General features: G+C 60.6%; 16 protein-coding genes. 11 read left to right on the top strand and 5 right to left on the bottom strand.

The annotated features are described in order from the left end of the window. Positions 1-11 precede the first annotated feature (11 nt). From AAGQ88_RS01650 to fba, 3 genes are all read left to right on the top strand, one after another. The gene (locus AAGQ88_RS01650; protein ID WP_285426643.1) at positions 12-239 is read left to right on the top strand and encodes a hypothetical protein; all 228 of its coding nucleotides are present in this window, start codon (positions 12-14) and stop codon (positions 237-239) included. A gap of 99 nt (positions 240-338) precedes the next feature. Then, complete coding sequence (locus tag AAGQ88_RS01655) at positions 339-662, top strand: MliC family protein (RefSeq protein ID WP_093468417.1); 324 nt, start codon at positions 339-341, stop codon at positions 660-662. A gap of 125 nt (positions 663-787) precedes the next feature. Further along, positions 788-1,852, top strand: a complete 1,065-nt coding sequence (fba, locus tag AAGQ88_RS01660) for a class II fructose-bisphosphate aldolase (protein ID WP_093468420.1) — start codon at positions 788-790, stop codon at positions 1,850-1,852. Between the two features lie 304 nt (positions 1,853-2,156). Here the strand turns inward: fba and AAGQ88_RS01665 are convergent, their stop codons facing one another. From AAGQ88_RS01665 to AAGQ88_RS01675, 3 genes are all read right to left on the bottom strand, one after another. Then, positions 2,157-2,636 (bottom strand): thioesterase family protein, encoded by a 480-nt coding sequence (locus AAGQ88_RS01665; RefSeq protein WP_342654277.1) that lies wholly within the window; start codon positions 2,634-2,636, stop codon positions 2,157-2,159. A 417-nt stretch (positions 2,637-3,053) separates the two neighbouring features. Beyond that, on the bottom strand, positions 3,054-4,019 hold the full coding sequence (locus AAGQ88_RS01670) for an L-carnitine dehydrogenase (protein WP_342654278.1): 966 nt from the start codon (positions 4,017-4,019) through the stop codon (positions 3,054-3,056). Positions 4,020-4,202: 183 nt separating this feature from the next. Next, entirely contained in the window at positions 4,203-5,090 is an 888-nt protein-coding gene (locus AAGQ88_RS01675; protein WP_062385377.1) for a 3-keto-5-aminohexanoate cleavage protein, read from the bottom strand. A gap of 307 nt (positions 5,091-5,397) precedes the next feature. On the opposite strand from AAGQ88_RS01675, the gene AAGQ88_RS01680 reads away from it, so the two are divergent. Both AAGQ88_RS01680 and AAGQ88_RS01685 read left to right on the top strand, forming a co-directional pair. Next, a complete protein-coding gene (locus tag AAGQ88_RS01680; RefSeq protein ID WP_285426442.1) occupies positions 5,398-6,357 on the top strand; it encodes a GlxA family transcriptional regulator in 960 nt (319 codons plus the stop codon). 67 nt (positions 6,358-6,424) lie between these two features. Then, the gene (locus AAGQ88_RS01685) at positions 6,425-7,609 is read left to right on the top strand and encodes a hypothetical protein (protein WP_342654279.1); all 1,185 of its coding nucleotides are present in this window, start codon (positions 6,425-6,427) and stop codon (positions 7,607-7,609) included. A gap of 30 nt (positions 7,610-7,639) precedes the next feature. On the opposite strand, the gene AAGQ88_RS01690 is transcribed toward AAGQ88_RS01685, so the two are convergent. Both AAGQ88_RS01690 and AAGQ88_RS01695 read right to left on the bottom strand, forming a co-directional pair. Beyond that, complete coding sequence (locus AAGQ88_RS01690) at positions 7,640-8,062, bottom strand: DUF3010 family protein (protein ID WP_342654280.1); 423 nt, start codon at positions 8,060-8,062, stop codon at positions 7,640-7,642. A gap of 48 nt (positions 8,063-8,110) precedes the next feature. After that, entirely contained in the window at positions 8,111-8,515 is a 405-nt protein-coding gene (locus AAGQ88_RS01695) for a lysozyme inhibitor LprI family protein (protein WP_342654281.1), read from the bottom strand. Between the two features lie 228 nt (positions 8,516-8,743). On the opposite strand from AAGQ88_RS01695, the gene AAGQ88_RS01700 reads away from it, so the two are divergent. The 6 genes from AAGQ88_RS01700 (at position 8,744) to AAGQ88_RS01725 (ending at position 16,592) form a co-directional block, all read left to right on the top strand. Beyond that, the gene (locus AAGQ88_RS01700) at positions 8,744-9,721 is read left to right on the top strand and encodes a dipeptidase (RefSeq protein WP_065991250.1); all 978 of its coding nucleotides are present in this window, start codon (positions 8,744-8,746) and stop codon (positions 9,719-9,721) included. 152 nt (positions 9,722-9,873) lie between these two features. Further along, positions 9,874-10,404 carry a DUF5943 domain-containing protein gene (locus AAGQ88_RS01705; RefSeq protein ID WP_093468445.1) on the top strand — a complete coding sequence of 177 codons (531 nt, stop codon included), beginning with the start codon at positions 9,874-9,876 and terminating at the stop codon, positions 10,402-10,404. 15 nt (positions 10,405-10,419) lie between these two features. Next, positions 10,420-12,480, top strand: a complete 2,061-nt coding sequence (gene dgcA, locus AAGQ88_RS01710) for a dimethylglycine demethylation protein DgcA (RefSeq protein ID WP_342654282.1) — start codon at positions 10,420-10,422, stop codon at positions 12,478-12,480. 152 nt (positions 12,481-12,632) lie between these two features. Next, a complete protein-coding gene (gene dgcB, locus AAGQ88_RS01715) occupies positions 12,633-14,579 on the top strand; it encodes a dimethylglycine demethylation protein DgcB (RefSeq protein WP_342654283.1) in 1,947 nt (648 codons plus the stop codon). Further along, positions 14,579-15,799 carry an electron transfer flavoprotein subunit alpha/FixB family protein gene (locus AAGQ88_RS01720; protein ID WP_285426436.1) on the top strand — a complete coding sequence of 407 codons (1,221 nt, stop codon included), beginning with the start codon at positions 14,579-14,581 and terminating at the stop codon, positions 15,797-15,799. The genes dgcB and AAGQ88_RS01720 overlap by 1 nt, the downstream gene beginning before the upstream one ends. Continuing rightward, the gene (locus AAGQ88_RS01725; RefSeq protein WP_342654284.1) at positions 15,789-16,592 is read left to right on the top strand and encodes an electron transfer flavoprotein subunit beta; all 804 of its coding nucleotides are present in this window, start codon (positions 15,789-15,791) and stop codon (positions 16,590-16,592) included. Before AAGQ88_RS01720 ends, AAGQ88_RS01725 begins: the two co-directional genes overlap by 11 nt. Positions 16,593-16,641: the final 49 nt, after the last annotated feature.

Consider the following 16,641-nt stretch of genomic DNA (forward strand, 5'->3'; position numbering starts at 1 on the left):
AGGGGAGAGAAATGGTCAAGCCATTACCGCTGTTGATCATGGCGGGTTTGCTGGTCGGCTGCGCAAGCAAGCCTGACGCCCAGGCCGCGCCATCCGGCGCGCCCGAGCTGCTTCAGGTCAGCTGCTATCAAGCGGGCTGGCAGGCTGAAACCGTACCGATCGTCTACAAGCGCGGCGGACCGGAAGTCTGGGAAAAATACGAGTTCATGCCGGCGGTCGGGCCTGTGGCCTGCCGCTGAACGTGAACTGACCGTGTGCGGGAACATCTGAAACAGAACTGCCCCTGGCATCGAAGCGACCGGCACATGCCACGCTTTGCAGGGGATCCAGGAGTGGTGATGAAAGGCTTGATTGCCCTTGCGACACTGATGCTGCTGGGCGGTTGTGCCAGCATGAAAGCGTCGGAACCGGCGGCTCCCTGGACCCACTGGGTCTGTGACAGCAAGGCCGAGATTTACTGGCGTTACGCCGATGCCGCGAAGAAAGAGGTCGATGTCCGACTCAATCAGAGCGAACAGGTATTCCGTCTGCAAGCGGCGCCCGGTGCGTCGGGCGCGCTCTACAGCAACGGCGTACTGGCGTTTGACAACAAAGGTAGCGAAGGCCTGGTCTACTGGGACGCTACCAACGATTTGATCGGTCGAGGCTGCAAGGCGCCTTGAGGGGCTGAGTGGTTTCCAGCGATGCAACACCGGGCGGTGACTGAGCGATACGCCCCTATAATTTGAATAGCCGCCGATACGGCTGGCACGCACGATTAACGACCCTACCGGGAGAGAGACAGACAATGGCACTTATCAGCATGCGCCAGATGTTGGACCACGCAGCCGAATTCGGTTACGGCGTCCCTGCATTCAACGTGAATAACCTGGAACAAATGCGCGCCATTATGGAAGCGGCCGACAAGACCGATTCTCCGGTGATCGTTCAGGCCTCCGCCGGTGCGCGCAAATACGCAGGCGCCCCGTTTCTGCGTCACCTGATCCTGGCTGCAATCGAAGAATTCCCGCACATCCCGGTGGTCATGCACCAGGACCACGGCACCAGCCCTGCCATCTGCCAGCGTTCCATCCAACTGGGCTTCAGCTCTGTCATGATGGACGGTTCCCTGCGCGAAGACGGCAAGAGCCCGGCCGACTACGAGTACAACGTGCGCGTCACCCAGGAAACTGTCGCCATGGCTCACGCCTGCGGTGTTTCGGTAGAAGGTGAGCTGGGTGTTCTGGGTTCGCTGGAAACCGGCATGGCCGGTGAAGAAGACGGCGTCGGTGCCGAAGGTCAACTCGATCACAGCCAGATGCTTACCGATCCGGAAGAAGCAGCCGACTTTGTCAAGAAGACTCAGGTCGACGCGCTGGCCATCGCCATCGGCACCAGCCACGGCGCTTACAAGTTCACCAAGCCGCCTACCGGCGACATCCTGGCGATCGAGCGCATCAAAGAGATCCACAAACGCATCCCCAACACCCACCTGGTGATGCACGGTTCTTCTTCCGTTCCTCAGGAATGGCTGAAAATCATCAACGAATTCGGCGGCGACATCAAAGAAACCTACGGTGTGCCGGTCGAAGAAATTGTTGAAGGCATCAAGCACGGCGTTCGCAAGGTCAACATCGACACCGACCTGCGTCTGGCATCGACTGGCGCCATTCGCGAATTCATGGCGAAAAACCCGAGCGAATTCGACCCGCGTAAGTACCTGGCCAAAACCGTATCGGCCATGCGTGACGTGTGTATCGCGCGTTATGAAGCATTCGGCACCGCTGGCAATGCCTCGAAGATCAAGCCGATCTCCCTGGAGAAAATGTTCGAGCGTTACGCCAAAGGCGAACTGAACGCCAAGGTGAACTGATCATTATTTGATCGGTTTATCGGCAAGAAAAAGCCCGCAGCGATGCGGGCTTTTTTGTGGGTGGCTTTTCTAGTCCGGACTGAAATCATTGTGGGAGTGAGCTTGCTCGGGGCCGCCATCGGATGAAGGCTGATTCCAACCACCTTCACACCATGCACCGGCCTCTTCCCGGCTGAAGCCGGTCCTACAGACGCTGCAAGCTTTCCGTAGAACCGGCTTTAACCGGGAACGCGTCGGGTATTACGCCGTTGATTGAAGGGGCGGTACAGACAGTTGGCTCACTCCCACAGGTTTGCCCGACACATCATGCTTTGCGCGGTAAACTGATTACACGGCCCACGTAGACCGGCGCCGGTTGGTCGTGTTGCGCTTCGCTGAGCTGGCGCAAGGCTTCCAGCGACTGTTCGCTGAACGGCGCCGACTTCGGCCCGCCGGCCAGATCCACATGCAGCAGCATCTGCTCGCTTGCTGCCAGCTCGACATCTCCGTCCGCTTTGTAAAGACCGTGGTAAAGCTGCACTCGCTTGCGATCGTACCCGATGATCTGCGTACGCACTTCCACCGGTTCGCCCAGCTTCACCTCGTGCAGATAATTGACGTGGGCTTCCAAGGTGAACAATGAGTGACCGCTCGCATCCCGATCGTCACTGGCAAGGCCGATGCGATCCATGAACGCGTCTGTGGCGAAGCTGAAGATCAGCAGATAGAACGCATCGCGAAGATGGCCGTTGTAGTCGACCCAATCCTGGAGGATCGGGGTCTTGTAGGTGATCAAGGCGGGCATAGAGTTTCCTGGACCTGACATTTGGTTGGATGAACCGGCCTGTTCGTGAGCAAGCTCACTCCCACAGGTCCAGCGTTAACTGTGGCGTTCCAGACCGGCCACCTCGTGGGAGCGAGCTCGCTCGCGAATCGGTGGTTCAAGCGCTGGAGATGTGGTGCCAGTACGGGCCTGTTCGTGAGCAAGCTCATTCTCACAGGTCCAGCGTTGACTGTGGCGTTCCAGACCGGCCACCTTGTGGGAGCGAGCTCGCGAATCGGTGGCTCAGTCGCTGGAGATGTGGCGCCAGTGCCGGCCTGTTCGTGAGCAAGCTCATTCTCACAGCAGGTTCGCAGGGGCCTATCGACCCGACACACCACCGCTCTGTGGGAGTGAACTGGCTCACGAAGGCGTCAGTTCAGACGCAGAGATGCTGGATGTTCAGTCCTCAAACGCCATACCGTGTTTTTCCTTGGTTTTCTTCACCGCATCCAGCACCGCCAGCAGGCAATCGTCGCGATAGCGCTCCAGCGCCGAGATGCTGTGGCTGCCGAGCTGATCGCTGGTGCCGTCGACGACATCGTCGATCAGCTTGTCGGTCAGCTCCGGCGCCGGCAGGTACGTCCACGGCAACTGCAGCGCCGGGCCGAACTGCGCCATGAAATGACGCATGCCGGCATCGCCGCCCGCCAGGGTGTACGTCAGGAACGTGCCCATGAAGGACCACCGCAACCCTGCGCCGAAACGTATTGCATCGTCGATCTCGCCCGTCGTAGCCACGCCGTCGTTGACCAGATGCAGTGCTTCGCGCCACAGCGCTTCGAGCAGTCGGTCGGCAATGAACCCCGGGACTTCCTTGCGCACGTGAAGCGGTCGCATGCCCAGCGACTCATAGACTTTGATGGCCGCTTCGATCGCTTCAGGGGCCGTGTTCTTGCCGCCCACCACTTCAACCAGTGGCAGCAGATACACCGGATTGAACGGGTGGCCGACGACGCAACGTTCCGGGTGAGCAGCGCTTTCGTAGAATTCCGAAGGCAGCAGGCCCGACGTGCTGGAACCGATGATGGCGTTGGGCTTGGCGGCGGCGCTGATCTTGCTGTGCAGGTCGAGCTTGAGGTCCAGACGCTCCGGGGCGCTTTCTTGAATGAAGTCTGCGTCGCGTACGCACTCTTCGATCGTTGGCACGAAACGCAGGCGATCCTGCGAGGCGCCGGCGGCCAGGCCCTTTTGGTCCAGCGCAGGCCAGGCATTGGCGACGCGTTTACGGAGCGCCGCTTCCGCGCCAGGCGCCGGGTCCCAGGCCACGACGTCAAGGCCGTGTGCCAATGCGCGCGACACCCAGCCGCTGCCGATGACACCGCTACCCAGCGCGGCGAAGGTTTTGATTTCGGTGATGAAAGTCATGTCATTTACTCAAAGGAAGTTCGCAGAACACTGTAGGAGCGTGGCTTGTCCCGCGATCTGCCGCGAAGAGGCAGCAATCCGGCGAACACGATCTGTCTGATGCACAGGGTTTGTCGGTTTTACGACCGATACCCGGCCGATCGCGGGGCAAGCCACGCGCGTACAGCGGAAACAGGTGTCAGGTCAGAAGCGCTTTTTCAGGCCCATCTTCACGCGACCTTCTGCCGGGGTCATGACCCGCGCACCCATGCGGCTGAGGATTTCGCTGGCGCGTTCGACCAGTGCGCCGTTGCTGGCGAGCACGCCTTTGTCCAGCCAGATGTTGTCTTCCAGACCGACACGCACGTTGCCACCCAGCAGCACCGCTTGCGCCGCCATCGGCATCTGCATGCGGCCAATACCGAATCCGGCCCAGACCACATCGGCCGGCAGGTTATCGACCATCGCTTTCATGGTCGTGGTGTCAGCCGGTGCACCCCACGGAATGCCCAGGCACAGCTGGAACAACGGGTTGTCGAGCAGGCCTTCCTTCATCATCTGCTTGGCGAACCACAGATGGCCGGTGTCGAAGATTTCCAGTTCGGCCTTCACGCCCAGCTCTTGAATGCGCTTGGCGCCCGCGCGCAGTTGCGCAGGCGTCGAGACGTAAATCGTGTCGCCGTCGCCGAAGTTGAGCGTGCCGCAATCCAGCGTGCAGATTTCCGGCAGCAGCGCCTCAACGTGCGCCAGGCGGGTCAGCGGGCCGACCAGATCGGTGTTAGGGCCGAAGTCGGTAGGCCGCTCGCCCGGGCCGATTTCGAGGTCGCCGCCCATGCCCGCCGTGAGGTTGACGATGATGTCGATATCGGCCTCACGGATGCGGTCCATGGTCTCGCGATACAGTTCGACGTCGCGGCTGAACTTGCCGGTCTGCGGATCCCGCACGTGGCAATGCACAACGGTCGCGCCGGCCTTGGCGGCTTCAACCGCGGCAGCAGCGATCTGTTTCGGCGTGATCGGGACCAGATGGCTCTTCCCGGTCGTGTCGCCAGCACCGGTGAGTGCGCAGGTGATGATGACGTCGTGATTCATGTGTGGGGTTCCTTGCAGGCCAGGGCGTTTGATGCGGGCTTTTGCCACCCGCTTTTGAGGTGCAAAGCTACGCACGCCAAAGCGCCTCCAAACGCACAGCGGCGACAAGCTCTTGCACAGCAGCGACCTGTGCTGTTGCCTCGTTCTCTGAACAGGCGTATCTCATACGGGATCAGAACGATAGGAGCGCGCTTGCCCGCGATTACGTGTGCCTGCACCGGTTCAATGACTGACACACCGCAATCGCGGGCAAGCGCGCTTCTGCAGTGGTTTTGCTCGCCAAAAATCCCCAAGGAACGCGCTAACGATGTCCCAGGATTTCTACTTTTTGCTCATGCCCGGCTTCTCCATGATGGGGTTCGTTTCGGCGCTGGAGCCGTTGCGGGTTGCCAATCGCTTTGGTGGCGAGCTGTATCGCTGGCACATCCTGAGCATCGACGGCGGGCCGGTGATCGCCAGCAATGGCATGTCGGTCAACGCCGATGCCGCGCTGGAGCCGCTCAAGAAGGGCGCGACGCTGTGCGTCATGGGCAGCGTCGATCCCCTGAAGTTTTACACCTCCACACTCGAGCACTGGCTGCGTCGCCTCGATCTGGAAGGCGTGACGCTCGGCGCCATTGATACGGGCAGCTTCGTGCTTGCCGAAGCCGGTCTGCTGGAAGGCTATCGGCTGACACTGCACTGGGAAGCGCTCGACGCGTTCAAGGAAACCTACCCGCATTTGCAAGCGACTCAGGAATTGTTCGAAATCGACCGGCGCCGCATCAGTTCGGCAGGAGGCACCGCGTCGATCGACCTGATGCTCGACCTCATCGCCCAGGCCCACGGCCCGGATCTGGCAATCAAGGTGTCAGAACAGTTTGTGCTTGGTCGTATTCGGCAGCGCAAGGACCACCAGCGCATGCAGATCGCCACGCGATATGGCATCAACAACAAGAAGCTGGTGCAGGTGATCGGGGTCATGGAGCAGAACACCGAGCCGCCGCTCAGCACACTGGAGCTCGCCGATGGGATTCAGGTGACGCGCCGACAACTGGAGCGGCTGTTCCGTCTGCATCTGAACGACACGCCGAGCAACTTCTATCTGGGCCTGCGCCTGGAGAAAGCGCGGCAACTGCTGCGCCAGAGCGACATGAGCGTGCTGGAGGTGAGCATCGCCTGCGGGTTCGAGTCGCCTTCCTATTTCACCCGAAGCTACAAGGCGCGATTCGTGATGTGCCCAAGAGAGGATCGCGGGCGCGTCGCGAGGGAGCCGAAGGTCGTTTGACGGTCGATTATTGTGATTTATACTCGCTACCATAAATTATAGTTCTTGCCATAATCGGGTATAAACCATGACCAAGCGCGCCGGCTTTGTGTTCAGACGCGACAGCCTTGCGCTCACGATCGCGCAGGGCCTGATCGGAGAAGGGCTGCACGACTATTCATCCGGTCTGTTCCTGGCCGCGCCTCGGCGCACAGGCAAAAGCACCTTTCTGCGCGAGGATTTGGTGCCGCGATGCGTCGAGCAGGGCTGGCTGCCGGTGTACGTCGACTTATGGGCGGACCGAGACAAAGATCCCGCCGAGCTGATCAGGGGCGCGGTCGCGGCCGCTCTGGCGCCATTCGAGAAAGGCATTCGCAAACTCGCCAAGTCAGCGGGTGTCGAGAAGCTCAATTTCTTGCGCACGCTGTCGTGGGATTTCTCCACGCCGCAACTGCCGGCAGACGCAACGCTCACCCAGGCACTGGAGTTGCTGCACCGCGCGGCGCAAAAAATGATCGTGCTGATCATCGATGAGGCGCAGCACGCGCTCACCAGCCCGGCGGGCATCAATGCGATGTTCGCGCTGAAAGCGGCGCGGGACGAACTCAATCAGGGGCAGGATCGTGGTATTGGCGGCCTGCGGCTGGTGCTGACCGGGTCCAATCGCGACAAGCTGGCGCATCTGGTACTGAACAAAAACCAGCCGTTTTACGGATCGAGCATTACGCCGTTCCCTTTACTGGGGAAGGACTTCACGAGGGCATACACGGCTCATCTGAACAGCCATCTGGCGCAGACCAACCAGTTTTCCGCAGCTGACATCGATGCCGCCTTCGATCTGGTCGGGCGTCGTCCGGAAATGCTGCGCACTATCATCGGCGATGTCGCGCTGGAACTCGGCGAGGCCGAAAATCTAGGCGATCTGCTTCGTAACAGCGCCGAACTGCTGCGCGCGGGCGTATGGGAGGAGTTCGAGAGCGCCTACAACGCACTGACCCTGCCTCAACGCGCGGTGCTGGAAGTCATGGCTGACCGGGCTCACGACAATCAGCCCTTCGCGCCTTTCGCCGATGTGACGGTGCTGGCGGTCGGCAAAGCGCTGGAAACGTTGGGCAGTGACGTGGTGCCCGGCACGCAAACCATTCAGGCCGCGATTGACTCATTGCGGGACAAGGAACTGGTCTGGAAGTCGAGTCGCGGGGCGTATGCGCTGGAAGACAAGGCGTTTGGCGACTGGATCAGGCAGCGCAGAGACACTCGCCAGACGGCTTGATTTCCAACAGTTGCCATCGATATTTGCAGGCTATTTAGCGCCCTTCATCAACGCGGAACACGCGGCCTTGTACGCCTCATGCTGATACTTGTTCAGCGCGGATGGCAGTTCAAAGCTGTGCTTCTTCATCTGGGCGTTGATCGTTTGTGGCGACAGCAGCGTGACGTCGCAGTCTTCCAGCAACTGGAAGACGGTCTCGATCTTGAACGTGGTCGGGCCGCCGGCGAATTCGCCTTTCTTGCTGCGCTTCTTGATCGCGATGTGAGCGATGCCGTTGTCCCGCACGAATGTCTCGATCTGACGCGCGAAGGCTTTGACGTTGCCAGCTTCGTCGTCGTCTTCCAGCGCGATCTTTTTAGTCGCCAGTGGCAGATGTTCGAGGGCGCCAGACGCGCGAGTGGCGACAGCGAAGATGGCTTCGCTGCCTTTGATTTCTACGCCGCAGATGTTCATGTGCTTACCTTGAGCTGGTGAAGGGCGTCAGGGTAGCGCATTAAACGGTCATTCAGGCTGCAGGAGGCTTTCAACGTACTCCGAGCGCTCATCGCTGGTGCGCGCCAGGCAGTCGTTCTGACCAATGTTGAATTCCTTGCTGCCCGGTTTGGCGGGGAACACCTCAACGGCGCAGTCGGCGTCCCGGAGTTTCTTCCAGGCGTCCTGAGCCGTTTTCAGCTTGGTGATGAAGTCATTGGCCTCGGCTTTGTTTGCGCCGTACTGCGTATTCACGCGTTCCAGCAGATTCTGGAAGTTCTCATCCAGCAACTTCGCCGCCGTGTCGCGGCTGTACACCGAGCATTCCAGCGTCTGCTTGTCTTCATCCACGCCGTCGCAAGGAGTCGCATCAGGATTGGCCGCCGCCTGTGCGCCTGTCGCGAATAGAGCCAAAGCCAGAAAAATCGTCTTCATTGGAGCTTCCCGATTCAGTGATGCATCGAATTCTCGCCCAAGCGCGAGGCAAAGAACAGTTATCAAACGCAGCCCGCAGAAGCTGGCCGTCAGCCTTTGTCGTTTCTTGACGCTTTCGGCAATTCCCCTGTCGTTTTTGCACCCGGCTCCTCCGACCCTCAGGCTTATGCTGGCCCCAAAGCGCCGGCAGACGTTCCGGCGCGTGATTAACCTAAAGGGGACAGCCTGATGAGCCCAGCCGAATTACACGCCGACAGCATCGTTATTGACGGGCTGATCATCGCCAAATGGAACCGTGAGCTGTTCGAGGACATGCGTAAGGGTGGCCTGACCATGGCCAACTGTACCGTTTCGGTGTGGGAGGGTTTTCAGCAGACCGTCAACAGCATCGCTTCCAGCCAGAAGTTGATCCGTGAGAACAGCGATCTGGTGATCCAGGTGCGTAATACCGCCGACATCCGCAAGGCCAAGGAGCTGGGCAAGACCGGCATCCTGTTCGGCTTCCAGAACGCGCACGCTTTCGAAGACCAGATCGGTTACGTCGAGATCTTCAAGCAGTTGGGCGTGGGCATTGTGCAGATGTGCTACAACACCCAGAACCTTGTCGGCACCGGTTGCTATGAGCGCGACGGCGGCCTGTCGGGCTTTGGCCGCGAAATCGTCGCGGAAATGAACCGCGTCGGCGTCATGTGCGACCTGTCCCACGTGGGTTCCAAAACCTCTGAGGAAGTGATTCTCGAATCGAAGAAGCCAGTGACCTACTCCCACTGCCTGCCTTCGGGCCTCAAAGAGCACCCACGCAACAAATCCGACGCCGAGTTGAAATTCATTGCCGATCATGGCGGATTTGTCGGTGTGACCATGTTCGCGCCGTTCCTGGCCAAGGGCATCGATTCGACGATCGACGATTACGCCGAAGCCATCGAGTACGTGATGAACATCGTCGGCGAAGACGCCATTGGCATTGGCACTGACTTCACCCAAGGCCACGGTCAGGAGTTCTTCGAGTACCTGACTCACGACAAGGGCTACGCCCGCCGTCTGACCAACTTCGGCAAGATCATCAACCCGCTGGGCATCCGCACCGTCGGCGAGTTCCCTAACTTGACCGAAACCCTGCTCAAGCGCGGCCACTCGGAGCGCGTTGTGCGCAAGATCATGGGCGAGAACTGGGTACGCATCCTGGGCGACGTCTGGGGCGAATAACGTGGGCGGCTCCAGGGCCTGCTGCACCGACCAATAGCTGCGTCAGCTCTTGGCCCTGCTCGCTACGGCGCTGAAACCACCGCGAACATCTTCAAAAAGCGAAGCCAGAGGCTTTGTTTTCAATTACACGAATTTTCTGGAGTTAAGTTTCCATGGCCAAGATCGCCCCGCAATTGCCAATCGAAGTCGACAGCGAGACCGGTGTCTGGACCTCCGACGCTCTGCCAATGCTGTACGTGCCGCGTCACTTCTTCGTCAACAACCATATGGGCATCGAGGAAGTACTGGGCGCCGAAGCCTACGCCGAGATTCTCTACAAGGCGGGCTACAAATCGGCCTGGCACTGGTGCGAGAAAGAAGCCGAATGCCACGGCATCGAAGGCGTCGCGGTGTTCGAGCACTACATGAATCGTCTGTCGCAGCGCGGCTGGGGCCTGTTCAAGATCCAGGAGATCGATCTGGATAAAGGCACCGCCAGCGTCAAGCTGGAGCACTCGGCCTTCGTTTACGTCTACGGCAAAGTCGGTCGCAAGGTCGATTACATGTTCACGGGCTGGTTCGCCGGCGCCATGGACCAGATTCTCGCTGCCAAAGGCAGTTCCGTTCGCACCGTGGCCGAGCAGGTTTACGGTGGTTCGGAAGAAGGCCACGAAGATGGCCTGTTTGTCGTAAAACCGTTGTAAGCCGAGGACCGCGTCATGGCTTTCGAAGCAATGTTTCAGCCGATCCAGATCGGCAAACTCACCATCCGCAACCGCGTCCTCAGTACCGCGCACGCCGAGGTCTACGCCACTGATGGCGGCATGACCACCGACCGCTACGTGAAGTACTACGAGGAGAAAGCCAAGGGCGGCATCGGCCTGGCGATTTGCGGCGGCTCCTCCAGTGTCGCCATCGACAGCCCGCAAGGCTGGTGGAAGTCGGTCAATCTGGCGACCGACAAAATCATTCCGCACTTCCAGAACCTCGCTGACGCCATGCACAAGCATGGCGCCAAGATCATGATTCAGATCACCCACATGGGCCGTCGCTCCCGTTGGGACGGTGACCACTGGCCGACGCTGATGTCGCCATCGGGCATTCGTGAGCCCGTACACCGCGCGACCTGCAAGACCATCGAGCCGGAAGAAATCTGGCGCGTGATCGGCAACTACGCCAGCGCCGCGGCACGTGCCAAGGCCGGTGGCCTGGACGGCGTCGAGCTGTCGGCGGTGCACCAGCACATGATCGACCAGTTCTGGAGCCCTCGGGTCAACAAACGCACGGACGAATGGGGCGGCAGCTTCGAAAACCGCATGCGTTTCGGTCTGGAAGTGATCAAGGCTGTGCGCAAGGAAGTGGGTCCTGATTTCTGCGTGGGCCTGCGTATCTGTGGTGACGAATTTCACCCTGACGGTCTCAGCCATGAAGACATGAAAGAGATCGCCAAGTACTACGACCAGACCGGCATGATCGACTTCATCGGTGTGGTGGGCTCGGGGTGCGACACGCACAACACCCTGGCCAACGTGATCCCCAACATGAGTTATCCACCGGAGCCATTCTTGCACCTGGCCGCCGGTATCAAAGAAGTGGTCAAGGCGCCGGTCCTGCACGCGCAGAACATCAAAGACCCGAACCAGGCCACACGCATTCTGGAAGGCGGCTACGTCGACATGGTCGGCATGACCCGCGCGCACATCGCCGATCCGCACCTGATCACCAAGATCAAAATGGGGCAGGTCGACCAGATTCGTCAGTGCGTCGGCGCCAACTACTGCATCGATCGTCAGTATCAGGGGCTGGACGTGCTGTGCATTCAGAACGCAGCAACGTCCCGCGAATACATGGGCCTGCCGCACATCATCGAGAAAACCACGGGCGTGAAACGCAAAGTGGTCATCGTCGGTGCAGGGCCTGCCGGGATGGAAGCGGCGCGGGTGTCTGCCGAGCGTGGTCACGACGTGACGCTGTTCGAAAAGAAAGAATTCATCGGCGGGCAGATCGTGACGGCATCGAAAGCGCCGCAGCGCGACCAGATCGCCGGCATCACGCGCTGGTATCAGCTTGAGCTGGCGCGCCTGAAAGTCGATGTGCGTCTGGGCACTGCGGCTGATATTCCGACCATCATGGACCTGCGTCCTGATGTGGTGGTGCTGGCCGTGGGCGGTCATCCATTCCTTGAGCAGAACGAACACTGGGGCGCCGCCGAAGGGCTGGTGGTCAGCAGTTGGGACGTGCTTGACGGCAAGGTTGCCCCAGGCAAGAACGTGCTGGTCTACGACACCATCTGCGAATTCACCGGCATGTCGGTCGCTGACTTCATGGCGGACAAGGGCAGCCAGGTCGAGATCGTTACCGACGACATCAAGCCGGGCGTGGCCATCGGCGGTACGTCTTTCCCCACGTACTACCGCAGCATGTACCCCAAAGAAGTGATCATGACTGGCGACATGATGCTGGAGAAGGTCTATCGCGAAGGCGACAAGCTCGTCGCGGTGCTGGAGAACGAATACACCGGCGCCAAAGAGGAGCGCGTCGTCGATCAGGTAGTGGTCGAGAACGGCGTGCGTCCTGACGAAGCGCTGTATTACGGCCTCAAGGAAGGCTCGCGCAACAAGGGTCAGATCGACATCGACGCCCTGTTCGCGATCCAGCCCCAGCCGTCGCTGAGCCAGCCGGGTGATGGCTATCTGTTGTTCCGCATCGGTGACTGCGTGGCGCAGCGTAATACGCATGCTGCCATCTACGACGCGTTGCGACTCTGCAAAGACTTTTAATTACACATGATCGTTCCCACGCTCCGCGTGGGCATGCCGCAATGGACGCTCCGCGTCTGTTTTGGTGACGCGGAGCGTCACGGTATGCGTTCCCATGCGGAGCGCGGGAACAATCAGCCCCTGGCGAGACCCTTGGTCTTTGGGAGCTCCACATGCTCAACACCCTTCTTCCAATCCTGCTGTTCGCAGCCCTGGGCCTTGGTGTCCTCGGCGCCTTGAGGCGGGTGGCCATGTGGCGCAATGGTCGTGCGTCCAAGGTCGATCTGCTCGGCGGCCTGCTGGCGATGCCCAAACGGTACATGGTCGATCTGCACCATGTGGTCGCGCGGGACAAATACATTGCCAACACCCACGTCGCGACTGCGGGCGGGGCGGTGGCGTCCATCGTGCTGGCGATTCTGGTTCACGGTTTCGGTCTGCATAACCGCGTCCTTGGCTATGCGCTGCTGTTGATGTCGGCAGTCATGTTCGTCGGCGCGATCTTCGTTTACCTGCGTCGTCGCAACCCTCCGTCCCGCCTGTCCAAAGGCCCGTGGATGCGCCTGCCGAAAAGCCTGCTGGCGTTCTCGGCTTCTTTCTTTCTGGTGACATTACCGGTCGCCGGAATTCTTCCGGAGAACTTCGGCGGCTGGTTGCTGGCGATTATTCTCGGGATCGGCGTGCTGTGGGGCGTGTCGGAACTGTTCCTCGGCATGACGTGGGGCGGCCCGATGAAGCACGCCTTCGCCGGTGCGCTGCACCTGGCCTGGCACCGTCGCGCCGAGCGTTTTGGCGGCGGTCGTTCGACCGGTCTCAAGCCGCTGGACCTTGCTGATCCGACCGCACCGCTGGGCGTTGAAAAGCCCAAGGACTTCACCTGGAACCAATTGTTGGGTTTCGACGCCTGCGTGCAGTGCGGCAAGTGCGAAGCCGCTTGTCCTGCGTTCGCAGCGGGCCAGCCGCTGAACCCGAAAAAACTGATTCAGGACATGGTTGTCGGCTTGGCCGGTGGCACCGATGCCTCCTTCGCCGGCAGTCCTTACCCCGGCAAAGCCATCGGCGAACACGGCGGCAATCCGCATCAGCCGATCGTCAATGGCCTGGTCGATGCCGAGACGCTGTGGTCGTGCACCACCTGTCGCGCCTGCGTGGAAGAGTGCCCGATGATGATTGAGCACGTGGACGCCATCGTCGACATGCGCCGACACCTGACGCTGGAAAAAGGCGCCACGCCGAACAAAGGCGCCGAAGTGCTCGAAAACCTCATCGCCACTGACAACCCGGGCGGCTTTGCACCGGGCGGGCGGATGAACTGGGCTGCGGACCTGAACCTGAACGTCATGAGCGACAAGAAGACCGCCGACGTGCTGTTCTGGGTCGGCGATGGTGCCTTCGACATGCGCAATCAGCGCACCCTGCGCGCTTTCGTCAAAGTGCTGAAAGCGGCGAAGGTCGACTTTGCGGTGCTCGGTCTCGAAGAGCGCGACAGTGGCGACGTGGCGCGCCGTCTAGGCGATGAAGCGACTTTTCAGATGCTCGCCAGACGCAACATCCAGACCTTGAGCAAATACAGCTTCAAACGCATCGTCACCTGCGATCCGCACAGCTTCCATGTGCTGAAAAACGAGTACGGCGCCTTCGACGGCAACTACCTCGTGCAACACCACAGCACCTATATGTCAGAACTGATCGGCGATGGCGCGCTGAATCTCGGTCAGCACAAAGGATCGAGCGTGACTTATCACGATCCTTGCTACCTCGGCCGTTACAACGGTGAGTACGAAGCCCCGCGCCAGGTGCTCAGAGCGCTGGGTATCGAGGTGAAGGAAATGCAGCGCTCCGGTTTCCGTTCCCGCTGCTGCGGTGGCGGCGGTGGTGCACCGATCACTGACATCCCGGGCAAGCAACGTATTCCGGACATGCGCATGGAAGACATTCGCGAAACGGGCGCTGAGCTGGTGGCCGTAGGGTGTCCGCAATGCACGGCAATGCTTGAAGGCGTGGTGGAGCCGCGGCCGATGATCAAGGACATCGCCGAGCTGGTGGCCGATGCCGTGCTCGAAGAAGTGGCCCCCGCCAAACCGGCGCCGGCTAAACGTGAACCTGCGGAGGCGCACTGATGAGCGACATTATTCGCCGCGACCCACGCGCTGAATGGATCGCCCGTAACCGTTTGCACCCGCTGCACGCGGCCATGCAACCGGTGCAGGCAAGCTGGATGGGGCCCAACGGCATCATCCGCAAGAATGTGCACGGCATTGGTTTCATCGGACCTAATGGCATCAAACGCATCGACCGCAGCGGCGCCCAACAGGGCGGTACGGTCAAGCGCGCAACGGCTGCCGACGTGCAGTTGCCGCTGCATCAGGTCATCGATCCGGCGTTCTACATCGCCGTGGTCCCGGACATGGTCGGGGGTCGCCTGAGCAGCCACGACCGCGATCTGCTTGGCTTGGCCCATAGTCTCGCAGGCACGGAAGGTGCGGTCCTGGCTGTTGTCTTTGGCGAGCACAAGGAAAGCGCGTTCGACACGGCAGGCGTCGATCGCCTGCTGGTGCTGGAAGGCGCGGAATTCGCAGGTTACTCGCCCGAGCAGCGCGTTCAAGGTTTGCGCGCTGTGGATAACCAGTTCGATCCGCAGCACTGGCTGCTGCCTGACAGTCGCAGCGGTGGGGGTGAGCTGGGTCGTCGTTTCGCTGCAAGCACAGGTGAGCGTCCTGCCACGCGTGTCTGGCAGGTGAAGGATGCACAAGCCACGGGCCGTGCGGGCGCCGGGCGCGAAGACATCGCGCGGCCTGTTTCGCGCCTCATTCTCGCAGCAGCCGAGTGCGCCGAGCCGGTCAGCGAAACGCGCCATGAGGCGCTGCCGGTCGAGTTATCCACAAACATTGCGCGCAGCCTGCCTCGCATCGAAGACCTCGGTGCCGTTGCGGTGGACCCTGCACTTATCCCCATGGCCGAGGCGGAGTTCATCTTCTCGGGCGGCAACGGGGTCAAGGATTGGGATTTGTTTCACCGCACCGCCGCCGCGCTGGGTGCTACCGAGGGCGCCTCGCGCGTCGCGGTGGACGATGGCTTCATGACCCGCGATCGGCAGGTGGGTGCTTCGGGGACGTGGGTGACGGCAAGGGTTTACGTCGCTGTGGGTATTTCCGGCGCGATTCAGCACTTACAAGGCATCGGCGCCTGCGACAAAGTTGTGGCGATCAACCTCGATCCAACCTGCGACATGATCAAACGCGCTGATTTGTCAGTGATTGGCGAAAGTGCCGCGATCCTCCAGGCGCTCATCGAGGCCGTGGAGGCGTACCGGAATGAGGCGAAACGCGATGCAGCCTGACAAAAAACTGCCTGTGGATAAAAGCGCGTTGCACGTCATTAGCCTCGTGTCCGTTGGTGCTCACCCGACTTCCGGGCGTCCACGCCGCGCCGAGCAAGACGCGCGTGCGGTCGAGCTGGGTCTGCAGTTGGCTGGGGATAACTTGCACGTCCTGCATGCGGGGAATGCAGAGGAACCGGCGCTACGGGCCTATCTAGGCATGGGTTTGAACGAACTGCATGTTCTCGAACAGCCCGAGGGTGCCGACGCGCTGCCCGGGCTCACCGATTACATCCGCGAATCCGGCGTTCAGATGGTGCTGGCAGGTAGTCAGGCAGAGACAGGCGAAGGCTCAGGAATGTTGCCGTACCTACTGGCGGAAAAGCTGGGCTGGCCGCTGGTGGTAGGCATGGCCGAAGTCGAATCCATGAACAACGGCACTGCTCAGGTCCTCCAGGCGTTGCCGCGCGGGCAGCGTCGCCGTCTCAAGGTCCGCTTGCCGTTCCTCGCCACTGTCGACAACGCAGCGCCCAAGCCACGCCAAAGCGCATATGGTCCGGCGCAGCGTGGCGTGCTGGATGTCGAGCAGATCGATGTGGTCATCGACGAGTTATTCACAGGTGCCGAATTGAGTCCGGCGAAACCTCGCCCCAAACGCCTGAAAGTCATCAAGGCCAAAAGCGGTGCCGATCGCATGAAGGCGGCGACGGCAAAGGCGAGCGGTGGCGGTGGTCAAGTGCTCAAAGGTGTCAGCGCGCAGGAAGGTGCGGCGGCGATATTGAAGCTGTTGGTGGAGGAGGGCGTCGTTCGCTGAGCCCCTGTTCAGCACTCAGGAGAGGCGCCCATGTGGCGCCTTTCTTATG

Source organism: Pseudomonas sp. F3-2 (assembly GCF_038804275.1).
Lineage (GTDB): Bacteria > Pseudomonadota > Gammaproteobacteria > Pseudomonadales > Pseudomonadaceae > Aquipseudomonas.